General features: G+C 69.9%; 10 protein-coding genes. 5 read left to right on the top strand and 5 right to left on the bottom strand.

Annotation, left to right across the window (positions count from 1 at the left end; translation table 11 throughout):
* Nucleotides 1–2: 2 nt before the first annotated feature.
* Nucleotides 3–1,571 (bottom strand): hypothetical protein, encoded by a 1,569-nt coding sequence (locus tag RKD23_RS13470; RefSeq protein ID WP_424853895.1) that lies wholly within the window; start codon nt 1,569–1,571, stop codon nt 3–5.
* A 77-nt stretch (nt 1,572–1,648) separates the two neighbouring features.
* Between RKD23_RS13470 and RKD23_RS13465 the strand changes: the two genes are divergently transcribed.
* Entirely contained in the window at nt 1,649–1,936 is a 288-nt protein-coding gene (locus RKD23_RS13465; protein ID WP_424853894.1) for a hypothetical protein, read from the top strand.
* 7 nt (nt 1,937–1,943) lie between these two features.
* Here RKD23_RS13465 and RKD23_RS13460 read toward each other — a convergent pair whose 3' ends face one another.
* Genes RKD23_RS13460 through RKD23_RS13445 form a run of 4 tightly spaced genes read right to left on the bottom strand, consistent with a single transcriptional unit; the run spans nt 1,944 to nt 5,805 of the window.
* Complete coding sequence (locus RKD23_RS13460) at nt 1,944–2,708, bottom strand: succinate dehydrogenase/fumarate reductase iron-sulfur subunit (RefSeq protein ID WP_424853893.1); 765 nt, start codon at nt 2,706–2,708, stop codon at nt 1,944–1,946.
* Nucleotides 2,705–4,636, bottom strand: coding sequence for a fumarate reductase/succinate dehydrogenase flavoprotein subunit (locus RKD23_RS13455; protein WP_424853892.1), 1,932 nt, complete (start codon nt 4,634–4,636; stop codon nt 2,705–2,707). Before RKD23_RS13455 ends, RKD23_RS13460 begins: the two co-directional genes overlap by 4 nt.
* The gene (locus tag RKD23_RS13450) at nt 4,636–5,484 is read right to left on the bottom strand and encodes a hypothetical protein (RefSeq protein WP_424853891.1); all 849 of its coding nucleotides are present in this window, start codon (nt 5,482–5,484) and stop codon (nt 4,636–4,638) included. Before RKD23_RS13450 ends, RKD23_RS13455 begins: the two co-directional genes overlap by 1 nt.
* A 30-nt stretch (nt 5,485–5,514) precedes the next feature.
* Nucleotides 5,515–5,805 carry a hypothetical protein gene (locus tag RKD23_RS13445; protein ID WP_424853890.1) on the bottom strand — a complete coding sequence of 97 codons (291 nt, stop codon included), beginning with the start codon at nt 5,803–5,805 and terminating at the stop codon, nt 5,515–5,517.
* Between the two features lie 307 nt (nt 5,806–6,112).
* Here RKD23_RS13445 and RKD23_RS13440 point away from each other — a divergent pair, with 307 nt between their 5' ends.
* The 4 genes from RKD23_RS13440 (at nt 6,113) to RKD23_RS13425 (ending at nt 13,798) form a co-directional block, all read left to right on the top strand.
* Nucleotides 6,113–8,425, top strand: a complete 2,313-nt coding sequence (locus tag RKD23_RS13440; RefSeq protein WP_424853889.1) for an ABC transporter family substrate-binding protein — start codon at nt 6,113–6,115, stop codon at nt 8,423–8,425.
* Between the two features lie 140 nt (nt 8,426–8,565).
* On the top strand, nt 8,566–10,473 hold the full coding sequence (gene typA, locus RKD23_RS13435) for a translational GTPase TypA (protein ID WP_404042448.1): 1,908 nt from the start codon (nt 8,566–8,568) through the stop codon (nt 10,471–10,473).
* Between the two features lie 385 nt (nt 10,474–10,858).
* Nucleotides 10,859–11,905: an ABC transporter permease gene (locus RKD23_RS13430; RefSeq protein ID WP_424853888.1), complete on the top strand. Its 1,047-nt coding sequence runs from the start codon at nt 10,859–10,861 to the stop codon at nt 11,903–11,905.
* A 102-nt stretch (nt 11,906–12,007) separates the two neighbouring features.
* On the top strand, nt 12,008–13,798 hold the full coding sequence (locus tag RKD23_RS13425; RefSeq protein WP_424853887.1) for an ABC transporter substrate-binding protein: 1,791 nt from the start codon (nt 12,008–12,010) through the stop codon (nt 13,796–13,798).
* Nucleotides 13,799–13,874 lie beyond the last annotated feature (76 nt).

Genomic DNA, 13,874 nt, shown 5'->3' with positions numbered 1-13,874 from the left:
GCTCAGGCCGCCGACGTGCGGCGGCCTCGGCCGGCCGGGCCGCCGAAGCTCGCGGGCGTGTCGTCCGGGGCGTCGTCGAGCAGGACGCCTCCGACGTGGGCCCCGCCCTGGCCGCTGCCCGGGGCGTCCGTGCCGGCGAGCGGGTGGCCGTGCACACGGACGTCCTGTTCGGCGAGGTGCCGGGCCTGCCGGGCCAGTTCCTCGGCGTCGGTCCGGCCCTCGGGCCCGGTGCCCAAAAGCCGCCGGGCCTCCGCGAGCCGGGTGCGGGCCTGCGCGCCCACCGCGCCCCGGTGCGTGGCGACGAAGGCGTCCGCGTCCGCGACGGACTCCTGCGCGACCAGCCGCGCCGCCGCCCCCAGCACCCCGTCCTCCCCGCCCCCCAGCGGCACCACCCCCCGCACGATCCGCCGCAGCGCGTCGAGCGGGTCGTACGCCCCACCCGCCCGCTCCTCCCCTACGGCGGTCAGCACCAGCTCCAGCCGCAGCAGCCGGGCCCGCACCTCACCGACCGGGACGTCCACGGCGTCCTCGGCGGAAGCCGTGTCGCTGCCGACCTCCGCCGCCTCCGTCAGCGCGTCCGGCACCAGGGCGGCCGCCTCGGCGAGAGCCGTGCCGAGACGGTGGAGGGCGTCGAGGAACACGGCCGCCTGCGCGATCGCGGACTCGGCGGCGCGCAGGTGGGCCGCGGCACGGGCGGGAGCGCCCAGGTCGGCCGACTGGCGGGCCTGGTTGAGCCGGGTGGTGGCGAACACCAGGCGGTCCTTGGCCTGTTCGGTGTACCCGGTGACCGGGTTGCGGGTGCTCGGCGGGAAGCGGGCGGCCAGGTCCGCGAGCGTCGACTCCGCCGTGACCGTACGCCCCGCCAGCTCACGGAACCTGCCCTCGGCCACCTCCAGCGCGCGGGGGAGCCCGTCCCCCTCCAGAGCGCGCAGCGCGTCGAACGCGGCGGTCTCCGCGTCCAGCCGTCGCCCCGCCTCCGCGCACCGCCCCACGATTCCGGCCAGCGCGTGGCGCCGCTCCGCCGGATCGGCGGGCACGCCCTCGTCGTACCGCTGCCGTATCCGGAAGGCAGCCGTCAGCTCCTCGCGGGCCTCGGCGACCGCCCGCGCGAACGGCTCGACGGCCTCGTCGCCCACCTGCTCCCGCGCCCAGCCCAGCTCCTCCTCGCTGGTCCGCACGCTGTCGTCCGCCGCGATCAGCGCGCGCCGGCAGCGTTCCTCCAACTCGGCGAGGGGCGGGGGAGCGGCGGGCCCGGGCGCGGGACGGGCCGGCACGGCCGGGGTACGGGCGCGGCGGGTCCGTCGTACATAGCCGTACGCCGCGAGGGCACCCGCCGTGCCCACGGCGACCAGCGGCAGCACCAGGTCGGCCGTCGCCGTCTCGTCCTCCTCGGGCTCCTGCGCCACCGCACGGGGGCCCGGCCCGGCAAGGTCGGACCCGGCCCCGGTCGGCACCGTCGGCAGCACCAGCCACACCAGCCCCGCCGCACCGCCGAGCACGGTGTGGGCCACGCGCACGGATATGTGGCTCCGGCCCGGCCCGGGCCGCCCGCGGAAGGTGGAAGGCGTCACATTCGGGAGCGTATGGCCGGTTTCAGGCCCTCGCTACCGGGGTGCGCCCGCGCGCCGCGGCCTGCCACACTCCGGCCATGTATGAGGTGCTGGTGGGGACGGCCGTGGCGGTCGTGGTGGCGGGCGCGGTCATAGGGATCGCCGGAGTCACGGTGGGCTGGGTGCCGCCGTGGGGCAGCCGGCGCGTGCTGCGGCCCCGGCTGTGGGGGTACGGCACGCTGGTGAGCACCGCGGGCCTGGGGACGGTCATGATCCTCGGCAACTTCGAGGGGCCCTCCTCGGCCTACGGCGCGCTCCTGTTCACCGGCATGGCGGTGTTCCTGGTGGGCCTGTGTCTCCAGGTGCTGGCCCAGCGCGCACCCTGACCTCGGGTCAGCGCCTTCTGATCTTCGACCCCAGCCACACCAGCGGGTCGTACTTGCGGTCCACGGTCCGTTCCTTCAGGGGGATCAGGGCGTTGTCGGTGATCTTGATGCCCTCGGGGCAGACCTCGGTGCAGCACTTGGTGATGTTGCAGTAGCCGAGGCCGTGTTCGTCCTGGGCGGTGCGTTTGCGGTCCAGGCCCGTGTCCTCGGCGGCGTCCAGCGGGTGCATGTCGAGTTCGGCGATGCGCATCAGGAAGCGCGGGCCGGCGAACGCGGACTTGTTCTCCTCGTGGTCGCGCACCACATGGCAGGTGTCCTGGCACAGGAAGCACTCGATGCACTTGCGGAACTCCTGCGAGCGGTCCACGTCCTCCTGCATCATGCGGTACTCGCCCGGCGCCAGGTCGGCCGGCGGCACGAAGGCGGGGACCTCGCGCGCCTTGGTGTAGTTGAAGCCGACGTCGGTGACGAGGTCCCGGATCACCGGGAAGGCCCGCAGTGGAGTGATCGTGACGGTCTCCGCGCGGTCGAACACCGACATCCGGGTCATGCACAGCAGCCGCGGCCGCCCGTTGATCTCCGCCGAGCACGAACCGCACTTGCCCGCCTTGCAGTTCCAGCGCACCGCGAGGTCGGGCGCCTGGGTGGCCTGGATGCGGTGGACGATGTCGAGGACGACCTCGCCCTCGTTCACCTCGACCTCGAAGTCCGCGAGGCCTCCGCGGTTTTGGTCGCCCCGCCACACCTTGAACCGGGCCTGGTAGCCGCTCACTCGTACAGCTCCTCTTCGGCGAGGTACTTGACCAGCTCGTCCTTCTCGAAGAGGGCGAGCAGGTCCGGGCGGATGGGCGGGGTCGTCTCGCGCTCCAGGGCGATCTGCCCGCGCACCGGATCGGTCGCGGCGAGCCCGCCCGTCGGGTCGGTGAGCCGGCACAGCAGATTGACGTTGCGCCATCTGCGGTCCATGCCGGGGAAGTCCTCGCGGGTGTGCCCGCCGCGCGACTCGGTGCGCTCCAGCGCGGCCCGTGCCACACACTCGCTGACCAGCAGCATGTTCCTCAGGTCCAGGGCGAGGTGCCAGCCCGGGTTGAACTGCCGGTGCCCCTCGACGCCGGCCCGCCGGGCGCGCAGCCGCAGCTCGGCCAGCTTCTCCAGGGCCTGCCCCATCTCGGCCTCACGGCGGATGATGCCGACCAGGTCGTTCATGGCCTGCTGGAGCTCCTGGTGCAGGGTGTACGGGTTCTCCGGCGGCCCGGCCTCCCCCTCGGTCTCCGCGGAGAAGGGCCGCAACGCCTCCGCGGACGCCGCGTTGACCTCGGCCTCCGAGACCGACGGGCGTACGCTCTGCCCGGTCGCGTACTCGGCGGCGTGCCAGCCCGCCCGGCGCCCGAACACCAGCAGGTCGGACAGGGAGTTGCCGCCCAGCCGGTTGGAGCCGTGCATGCCCCCGGCCACCTCACCGGCCGCGAACAGCCCGGGAACCCCGCGCGCGGCCGCCGTGTCGGAGTCGACCGCGACACCGCCCATGACGTAGTGGCAGGTGGGCCCGACCTCCATCGCCTCGGCCGTGATGTCGACGTCCGCCAGCTCCTTGAACTGGTGGTACATCGACGGCAGCCGTCGCTTGATCACCTCGGCCGGCATCCGCGTGGACACATCCAGGAACACGCCGCCGTGCGGGGAGCCGCGGCCCTCCTTCACCTCGGAGTTGATCGCGCGGGCGACCTCGTCGCGGGGGAGCAGCTCAGGGGGACGCCGGTTGTTGTCCGGGTCCTCGTACCAGCGGTCGGCCTCCTCCTCGCTCTGCGCGTACTTCTCCGTGAAGACGTCCGGGATGTAGTCGAACATGAACCGCTTGCCCTCGGAGTTGCGCAGCACCCCGCCGTCGCCCCGCACCGACTCGGTGACGAGGATGCCCTTCACCGACGGCGGCCAGACCATGCCGGTCGGGTGGAACTGCACGAACTCCATGTTCAGCAGCGGGGCTCCGGCCAGCAGCGCCAGCGCGTGGCCGTCGCCGGTGTACTCCCAGGAGTTCGACGTCACCTTGAAGGACTTGCCGATGCCGCCGGTGGCGATCACCACCGCGGGCGCCTCCAGCACGAAGAAGCGGCCCGACTCACGCTCGTAGGCGAAGACCCCCGAGACCCGCCCGGCCTCGTCCTTCAGCACCCGCGTGACCGTGCACTCCTGGAACACCTTCAGCCGCGACTCGTAGTCGCCGGTCTCGCGATGGTCCTCCTGCTGGAGCGAGACGATCTTCTGCTGGAGGGTGCGGATCAGCTCCAGGCCCGTACGGTCGCCGACGTGGGCGAGACGCGGGTACTCGTGGCCGCCGAAGTTGCGCTGGGAGATGCGGCCGTCCTTCGTACGGTCGAACAGCGCGCCCCAGGTCTCCAGCTCCCACACCCGATCCGGGGCCTCCTGGGCGTGCAGCTCGGCCATCCGCCACTGGTTGAGGAACTTGCCGCCGCGCAGGGTGTCGCGGAAGTGGACCTGCCAGGTGTCGTGCTCGTTGGCGTTGGCCATGGCCGCGGCGATGCCGCCCTCGGCCATCACCGTGTGCGCCTTGCCGAACAGCGACTTGCAGATCACCGCCGTACGCGCGCCGCGCTCGCGGGCCTCGATCGCGGCGCGCAGCCCGGCGCCGCCCGCACCGACCACGACGACGTCCCACTCCTGGCAGTCCACCACGGGCATCAGAACAACCTCGGATCGTCGAAGGCACCGGACGCGACGAGATACACGTAGAAGTCGGCGAGCGCCACGCTCACCAGGGAGGACCACGCCAGCAGCATGTGCCGGGCGTTGAGCTTCCCGACCAGCTGCCACATGCGGTAGCGCACGGGGTGCCGGGAGAAGTGCTTGAGCTTGCCGCCGACGATGTGCCGGCAGGAGTGGCAGGACAGCGTGTACGCCCAGATCAGCACGATGTTGACGACGAAGACGAGCGTGCCGAGGCCCACGTGGCCCCACGCGTAACTCTCGTCGCGGAAGGCGAGCACGGTGTCGTAGGTCAGGATCCCGGCGACGGGGATGGCCGCGTAGAAGAAGTACCGGTGGATGTTCTGCAGGATCAGCGGGAAGCGCGTCTCACCGGTGTACTTGCTGTGCGGCTCGGCGACCGCGCAGGCGGGCGGCGACGCCCAGAAGCCGCGGTAGTACGCCTTGCGGTAGTAGTAGCAGGTCAGCCGGAAGCCCAGCGGGAAGATCAGGATGATGATCGCGGGGGAGATGCCCCACCAGCCGCCGAACAGCTCCCAGTTGGGGCCGTGGCGCATCGGCGCGCAGTTCTCCGCCAGGCACGGCGAGTAGAACGGCGAGACGTAGGGCGCCGCGTAGTAGTCGGCGTTGGCGAAGGCGCGCCATGTCGAGTAGACGACGAAGGCGAGCAGACCGGCGGCGGTGGCTGCGGGCGCCAGCCACCACCGGTCGGTCCGCAGATGCCGGGCGCTGATCGCGGCGCGCGTCGCGGACCGTACGCCGCCGCCGAGCGGATGGGGTTCTGTTCCGGGTTCTGTTCCGGGGGGTTCCGTACCTGTGGCCAAGGAGGGACTCCGTGTCTCACGGTGAGGGGCTCAGGGGGCACGCCGATCGCGGGCGCCGAGGCCCTCGTCGTCGATGTCGACCCACAGGCTGTCGTCGTACGGGGTGTCGGGGATGGTGACCAGCTCCGGCTTGCGGGGCTGCCCCTGCGCCGAGGTGGCCTCCTTCAGCAGGGCGACGCTCTCGCGCAGGTGCTCGGCGTCGGCGCGGACCCGGCGCATGTCCAGGCCGGTGCTGCCGAGCTGCTGTTCCAGTCGGCCCACCGACCGGGACAGATCGTCGAGACAGCGCTGGACCGACGTCAGTTCGTCGTGCACGGACATGACGTGACCTCTTTTCCATCGGCTGTGCGGCCGGGGGCCTTGCTCTCGATGGTGACGTTCATGCGCCTGCGAGTGTTGCGCGTCACACCGGTGGGTGGGAAGGGATGTGCACCGATTGGCCAAGGCGTACTGGTGCATTCCCCGGTGCGTTGCGCCGCACGGGTGGGCTTGTGGGCCGTCGCCGCCGTGTCGCCCCCTGCTGCCGAACCCTTTCCTCTTCAGTGGCAGCGGATATCCGAAAACATGTGATCAGCTCCAAATACCGCCAAACGTGATCATAACCCGCGGCTTCCGGAGGTAACCAGAGATGTCTCACGTCGGTGTCAGACCACGGGCGGTCATGCGCTCGGTCGCCTTCCTCACCGCGGGCGCCCTCGCGGTGACCCTGCTCGCCGGGTGCGGGTCGCCCGACGAGGCCGGAAAGCCCCTGGCCGGGCAGGACATCGGCAGCGCCGCCCGGGCGCAGATCGCCGACGGCGGCACCCTGCGCTGGGCCGTGGACGCCGTCCCCGAGACCCTCAACACCTTCCAGTCCGACGCCGACGCCGCCACCACTCGCATCGCCCAGGCCGTCCTGCCGTCGATGTACCGGCTCGACGCGAGCGGCCGCCCCGAGCGCAACGCCGACTTCCTCGAGTCCGCCAAGGTCGTCGAGACCGAGCCCCGCCAGGTCGTGCTGTACAAGCTCAACCAGCAGGCCGTCTGGAGCGACGGCCGCGAGATCGGCGCCGCCGACTTCGCCGCCCAGTGGCGCGCCCTGTCCGGCAAGGACAGCGCCTACTGGACCGCCCGCAACGCCGGGTACGAGCGCATCGAGAAGATCGAGCGCGGCGCCAACGACCTGGAGGTCAAGGTCACCTTCGCCCGGCCGTACGCCGACTGGAGGTCGCTGTTCTCGCCGCTGTACCCCAAGGAGGTCATGGGCACCCCGGACTCCTTCAACGACGGCGCCCGGCGCAAGCTGAAGGTCACCGCGGGCCCCTTCTCCCTGAAGAAGGTCGACCGCAGGGACGACGAGGTCACCCTGGCCCGCAATCCGCGCTGGTGGGGCGCGCCCCCCAAGCTCGACAAGATCGTCCTGACGGCCGTGCCGCGCGAGGAGCGGGCCGCCGAGCTCGCCGCGGGGAAGATCGACCTGGCCGAGATCGACCCGGAGGCGGCCGCCCGTGTCGAGGGCGCCGCCAAGGGCTCGGCCGGGCCCCTCGCCGGTGCGGGCGCCGGCCGTACGGCGGCCAGGGCGCTGCGCTCCTGGGCCCTGGCCAACGGCTCCGACGAGGAGGCCGCCGAGGACGAGGTGTACGCCCGCACGAAGCTGCGCAGGGCGATCGCCCGGTGGGAGAAGCAGCGGCAGGCCCTGCGCGGCATCGAGATCCGCAAGTCCCTGGAGCCCGCCTACACCCAGCTCGCCCTCAACGGCTCCGGCGGCCCCCTCGCCGACGAGCGGGTCCGCCGGGCGGTGGCCCGCGCCCTGGACCGCGACGAACTGGCCCGGGTGGTGCTGGGGCCGCTCGGCCTGCCCGCCGAACCGGTCGGCAGCCACCTCGCCCTGGCCGGGCAGGCCGCCTACGCCGACAACAGCGGCGCCCTCGGCGGCCAGGACACCAAGGAGGCCCAGGCCCTGCTCGCCGACGCCGGCTGGGAGCGGGGCGGCCCGCTGAAGGAGCCGGAGAAGGCCGAGGAGGCGGCCGGTGCGGCGGGCCGCAAGGCCAAGGAGGACAGGGCCGAGAAGGAGAAGGCCGAGAAGGAGAAGTCCGAGAAGGACAAGGCTGCAGACTCCGAGCGCTCCGACGAGGGCGACGACGACGGCACGTACATCGTCGGCGAGGACAACGGAGACAGCGGGGACAGCGGGGACAGCGAGGACAGCGAGGACAACAAGGCCGACCGGGAGGACCGCGAGCACAGCCGGGACCGGGACGGCTCCCGCAACCTCGCCCAGGACGGCAAGCAGTACACCGACGGGCGCCTCCAGCGGGGCGGCGCGCCGGGAGCGTACGCCCCGAAGGGCACCGCCGCGCCCGCGGGCGCGAAGCCCGGGACGCTGGCGAAGGACGGCGAGCCGCTGACCCTGCGGTTCGTGGTGCCCTCCGGGGACGGGTCGCGCTCGCTGCGGACGGTGGCCGAACGCATCCGGCGGATGCTGGACCGGGTCGGCATCCGCACGCAGATCACGAAGGTGTCCGACGAGAGCTACTTCAAGGACCACATCGCGGCCGGGGAGTACGACCTGGCCCTGTACTCGTGGCCCGCGTCCGCCTTCCCGGCCACCGACGGCAGGCCCATCTACGCCAAGCCGGTGCCCGCCGCGGACGGGTCGCTGAGCGTGGAACAGAACTACACGCGCGTCGGCACCGACCAGGTGGACCAGCTCTTCGACCAGGCCGTCGCGACGCTGGACGAGGAGGAGAACCGGGGGCTGATCCGCAAGGCGGACTCCCGGATCTGGGCGGCCGCGGGATCGATCCCCCTGTATCAGCGGCCCCAGCTGGTGGCGGTCCGCAAGAACCTCGCCAACGTCGGCGCCTTCGGCTTCCGGACGCCCGTGTACGAGGACATGGGATTCCTCGAGAAGGGCGTGAAGCTCTCGCCCTCGGCCTCCCCCTCGTCCTCGGGCAACTGATCATGGAACAGCCCCTGCGGAGGCCGTCTCCCACAGGGGCACGTACGATGGGGTGAGGCCGTGGCGTGTCAAGCCCGGCAGGGCCCGCGTCACACGGACGTACGCGCGCGCCACCCAACACTCCGGGAGAACGCCTCACTATGGCCACGCGCCACGACATCCGCAACGTCGCCATCGTCGCCCACGTCGACCACGGCAAGACGACCATCGTCGACGGCATGCTGAAGCAGGCCGGTGCCTTCGCCGCCCACCAGCTCGACTCGGTCGACGACCGCATGATGGACTCGAACGACCTGGAGCGTGAGAAGGGCATCACGATCCTCGCCAAGAACACGGCGGTGAAGTACCACCCGAAGGACGGGGGGGACGTCATCACCATCAACATCATCGACACCCCCGGTCACGCCGACTTCGGCGGCGAGGTCGAGCGCGGTCTGTCGATGGTCGACGGTGTCGTGCTGCTGGTGGACGCCTCCGAGGGCCCGCTGCCGCAGACCCGCTTCGTGCTGCGCAAGGCGCTGCAGCAGCGCCTCCCCGTCATCCTGTGCATCAACAAGACGGACCGCCCGGACTCCCGTATCGACGAGGTCGTGAACGAGACGTACGACCTCTTCCTCGACCTGGACGCGGACGAGGAGCAGATCGAGTTCCCCATCGTCTACGCCTGTGGCCGTGACGGCATCGCCTCGCTGACCAAGCCGGAGAACGGCACCGTTCCGGCGGACTCCACCAGCCTGGAGCCGTTCTTCTCCACGATCCTGGAGCACATCCCGGCCCCGACCTACGACGAGGAGGCCCCGCTCCAGGCGCACGTCACCAACCTGGACGCGGACAACTTCCTCGGCCGTATCGCGCTGCTGCGCGTCGAGCAGGGCGAGCTGCGCAAGGGCCAGACGGTCGCCTGGATCAAGCGTGACGGGTCCATCACCAACGTCCGTATCACCGAGCTGATGATGACCGAGGCGCTCACCCGCAAGCCTGCCGAGAAGGCCGGCCCGGGCGACATCTGCGCGGTCGCCGGTATCCCGGACATCATGATCGGCGAGACCCTGGCCGACCCCGAGAACCCGGTGGCGCTGCCGCTGATCACGGTCGACGAGCCCGCGATCTCGATGACCATCGGCACCAACACCTCCCCGCTGGTCGGCCGCGGCGGCACCGGCAAGGGCGCCGACGCGAAGGCGGCCGTGAAGGACCGCAAGGTCACCGCCCGCCAGGTCAAGGACCGCCTGGACCGCGAGCTGATCGGTAACGTCTCGCTGCGCGTCCTCGACACCGAGCGGCCCGACGCCTGGGAGGTCCAGGGCCGTGGCGAGCTGGCGCTCGCCATCCTGGTCGAGCAGATGCGCCGTGAGGGCTACGAGCTGACCGTCGGCAAGCCGCAGGTGGTCACCAAGGACGTCGACGGCAAGACGTACGAGCCGGTCGAGCGCATGACCATCGACGTGCCCGAGGAGCACATGGGCGCCGTCACGCAGCTCATGGGCGTCCGCAAGGGCCGTATGGACAACATGTCGAACCACGGCTCCGGCTGGGTCCGCATGGAGTTCGTGGTGCCCTCCCGCGGCCTGATCGGATTCCGGACGGAGTTCCTGACCCAGACCCGCGGTACCGGCATCGGTCACTCCATCCACGAGGGCTTCGAGCCCTGGTTCGGCAACCTCCAGACCCGTAACAACGGCTCGCTGGTCGCCGACCGCTCCGGTGCCGTCACGGCCTTCGCGATGACGAACCTCCAGGAGCGCGGTGTGCTCTTCGTGGAGCCGGGCACCGAGGTGTACGAGGGCATGATCGTCGGTGAGAACTCGCGTTCCGACGACATGGACGTGAACATCACCAAGGAGAAGAAGCTCACGAACATGCGGTCGTCCTCGGCCGACTCGTTCGAGGCGATCGTGCCGCCGCGCAAGCTGTCGCTGGAGCAGTCCCTGGAGTTCTGCCGCGACGACGAGTGCGTGGAGGTCACCCCGGAGGCCGTTCGCATCCGCAAGGTGAACCTGGACGCCCGCGAGCGTGCCCGCGCCGCGAGCCGCGCCAAGCACGGCTGACGCCGGCTCAACAGCAGTTCCAGAGGACCCGGTTCTCCCCGAGGGGAGGGCCGGGTCCTCGGCGTGCCCGGCCGGATCTGTTCAAGCCGCGGTCGAACGCCGCTGGAACGCTGTTCGGATATCGGAGATCCAGCGATCAAGTTTCGGACATGTAAACAAAAATCCCTACCTGAATGTCCGAAATGCCGGGTCAGTGTCTCACCTGTCAAGCGCGCCTAGGTGTCAATCTTCGCAATTTTTGCTCAAAAATTTGAAGTTAGGGAGATCCCTATGTCTTCCGCCCTTGACGCGCGTTGATGCACTTGGCGAAAGTTCCCCCAAACCACAGAACCTGCCGGTATCTGTGCTGCGCTCAACTCTCCAACCCCCCGGGGGAAGAACACACATGACCAGTCCGACGAAGGCCGAGGGCTCCGGGTCCGCGGTCGCCTTGGACCCTGAGCTCGAGGCGACCTCCGAAGTCGCCAAGGGTGAGAAGAAGCTTGAGGGTCGTTCCCCTGGGCAGTTGATGTGGCAGCGCTTCAAGCGTGACCGTACAGGCATGGTCTGCGCCGGCGTAGTCATTTTCTTCTTCGTCGCGGCCCTCGCCGCTCCGCTGCTGACCATGCTCAGCGGGAGCGACCCGTACACCCTGTACGGGCAGGACCCGACCTACGCGGACAAGCCGGTCCTGGACGACTTCGGTCTGCCGCTCGGCTACTTCGGCGGCGTCTCCGGCGAGCACTGGTTCGGCGTCGAGCCGCAGTACGGCCGGGACCTGTTCGCGATGCTGATGTACGGCATGCGGACCTCGCTGCTGATGGCGCTCGGCGTGACCGTGCTGGTGATGGTCACCGGCGTCATCATCGGCCTGATCGGCGGCTACTTCGGCGGTCGCGTCGACTACTGGCTGGGCCGGGTCACGGACTTCTTCCTGTCCTTCCCCTCGCAGCTGTTCTTCATCGCCTTCATGCCCGTCGTGACCGCGTTCTTCGTGGACCCGCGGGAGGAGACGCCCACGTACTTCCGGGCGCTGGCGATCCTGATCGTGCTGTGGGTGCTCGGCTGGATGGGCATGGCCCGCCTCGTGCGGTCCACCGTGCTCTCCCTGCGGGAGCGGGAGTTCGTGGAGGCCGCCAAGGTCGCGGGCGCCTCGCCCTGGCGGATCGTCCGCAAGGAGATCCTGCCGAACATCGTCTCGCCGATCCTGGTGCAGTTCACGTACCAGCTGCCCAGCACGATCCTCACGATCGCGTTCCTGTCCTTCGCGGGCGTCGGCTTCGTCGAGCCGACCCCGGACTGGGGACGGCTGTTCGCAGCGGGTGCCCACTACGCCGAGCAGGACCCGGCGTTCATGTTCTTCCCGGGCACGATGCTGGTGATCTTCATCCTGGCCTTCAACCTCCTCGGAGACTCGGTCCGGGATGCCTTCGACCCCAAGTCCGGGCGGTAAAGCGTCCATTGGTGGGGGGTGGCTGCCGCCCCCGCGTCGGCCTACCAGCCGCGTCAGGCAGTACTCATGGATAACAACCGACAGGTAGGTGCATTCACCGCTATGAAGCTCACCTCGCGCAGAGCGCGTGCCATAGTCGTCGCGATCGCGGCCGGCTCCCTCGCGCTCACCGGCTGCTCGGAGAACAAGGGCACGAGCTCCAACAAGGACTCCAAGAAGGACCAGCAGGAGGCGTCGGCCCAGTCCAAGGCCGTCGTCTACGCCGACGCCGCCGCCTCCACCGGCCCGGCCGAGGAGGTCCCCGGTGCCAAGCCCGGCGGCACGATCACCGCCTACCAGGAGTCGGGTCTGACCCACCTGGACCCGGGCCAGATCTACGTCTCCGACGCCGGCCAGGTCGCCAACCTGCTCTTCCGCGGGCTGACGAACTTCGAGGAGGACGGCAAGGGCAACGTCTCGGTCGTCGGTGACCTCGCCACCGACTCCGGCAAGTCCTCCGACGGCGGCAAGACCTGGACGTACACGCTGAAGGACGGCGTCAAGGACCAGAACGGCAACGAGATCACCTCGGCCGACATCCGCCACACCTTCGAGCGTCAGTTCGCGAAGTTCATCTTCGACGGCCCGACCTACATCCAGACGTGGCTGGCCGGCCCGGACTACCGCAAGGTGCTCCCGGACGGCGGTTTCGGCAAGAAGCACCTGCCGGACACCATGCTGGAGACCCCGGACGACAAGACGGTCGTCTTCCACTTCGACACGGCGCGCCCCGACCTGCCGCAGACGCTGGCCATGCCGGGCTACACCGTCGTGCCGGAGAAGACCGACACCAAGGAGAAGTACGACAAGGCCCCGGTCTCGACCGGCCCGTACAAGATCTCCGAGTACAAGGTCGGCAAGGTCCTCAAGCTCGTCAAGAACGAGAACTGGGACCCGAAGACCGACTCCGTGCGCCACCAGTACGTGGACGGCTGGGACTTCCAGTTCGGTGTCACCGAGTCGACGCAGACCAAGCGTCTGATCTCCGACCAGGGCGACGCCAAGAGCGCCATCCAGTTCACCGGCTCCGTGGACGCCACCCAGATCCAGGACGTCATCTCCGACGCCTCGGTCAACAAGCGCACGATCAAGGGCTACCAGCCCTACGTCATGTCGCTGACGTTCAACCTGGACCGGGTCAAGAACAAGGCCGTCCGTGATGCGGTGGCCTACGCGGTCAACTCCAAGTCGCTGATCGCCGGTGAGGGCGGCGCCTACGGTGGCGACGTGGCCCCGAACCTGTTCGCCCCGACCCTGCCGGGCTACGAGCCCACCTACGACCCCTTCGGCCGTCTGAAGACGCCGCAGGGCAACATCGCCAAGGCGCAGGAGCTGCTCAAGGGCGTTCCCGCCGCGCAGAAGAAGCTCGTCTTCGCGTACTCCAACTCCGAGGCGGGCCAGAAGCGCAAGGTCGCCGTCGAGGACGCGCTGACCAAGGTCGGCTTCGACGTCGTCTCCAAGGAGGTCGACTCGGCGAGCTACTACGAGCAGATCGCCAAGCTCGACAACCCGTACGACATGTACATCACCGGCTGGGGCCAGGACTGGCCGTCGCCCGGCACGGTCGTCACGCCGATCTACGACGGTGACCAGGTCGCCGACGGTTCGTCGAACTACTCGCACATCGACGACCCGAAGGTCCAGGAGCTGATCAAGAAGGCCCTGACCCAGGAGCCGACCGAGGCCGCCAAGACCTGGCGCGAGGCGCACCACTACATCATCGAGAAGATCAACCCGGGCGCCCCGCTCTGGTACACCAAGCAGTTCCAGCTCTTCGGCTCGAACATCGGCGGTGCCCGCTACAGCACCGAGTCGAGCTACATCGACGTCACCCGTCTGTTCCTGAAGTCGTAACTCTCTACGGCTGATCGCGGGAGTGCGCCCCCGGCGGAGCGCACTCCCGCGGTTCCGTGAAACCATCCACCGTCTG

Source organism: Streptomyces sp. SAI-170 (genome assembly GCF_049739565.1).
In the GTDB taxonomy this organism is placed as follows: Bacteria; Actinomycetota; Actinomycetes; order Streptomycetales; family Streptomycetaceae; genus Streptomyces.
This window is presented reverse-complemented; position numbering and strand designations above follow the sequence as displayed.

Coding starts and splice junctions, on each gene's coding strand:
- RKD23_RS13430 (WP_424853888.1), top strand. CDS start 10,859: ATGACCAGTCCGACGAAGGCCGAGGGCTCCGGGTCCGCGGTCGCCTTG.
- RKD23_RS13425 (WP_424853887.1), top strand. CDS start 12,008: ATGAAGCTCACCTCGCGCAGAGCGCGTGCCATAGTCGTCGCGATCGCG.
- RKD23_RS13455 (WP_424853892.1), bottom strand. CDS start 4,636: ATGCCCGTGGTGGACTGCCAGGAGTGGGACGTCGTCGTGGTCGGTGCG.
- typA (WP_404042448.1), top strand. CDS start 8,566: ATGGCCACGCGCCACGACATCCGCAACGTCGCCATCGTCGCCCACGTC.
- RKD23_RS13440 (WP_424853889.1), top strand. CDS start 6,113: ATGTCTCACGTCGGTGTCAGACCACGGGCGGTCATGCGCTCGGTCGCC.
- RKD23_RS13445 (WP_424853890.1), bottom strand. CDS start 5,805: ATGTCCGTGCACGACGAACTGACGTCGGTCCAGCGCTGTCTCGACGAT.
- RKD23_RS13465 (WP_424853894.1), top strand. CDS start 1,649: ATGTATGAGGTGCTGGTGGGGACGGCCGTGGCGGTCGTGGTGGCGGGC.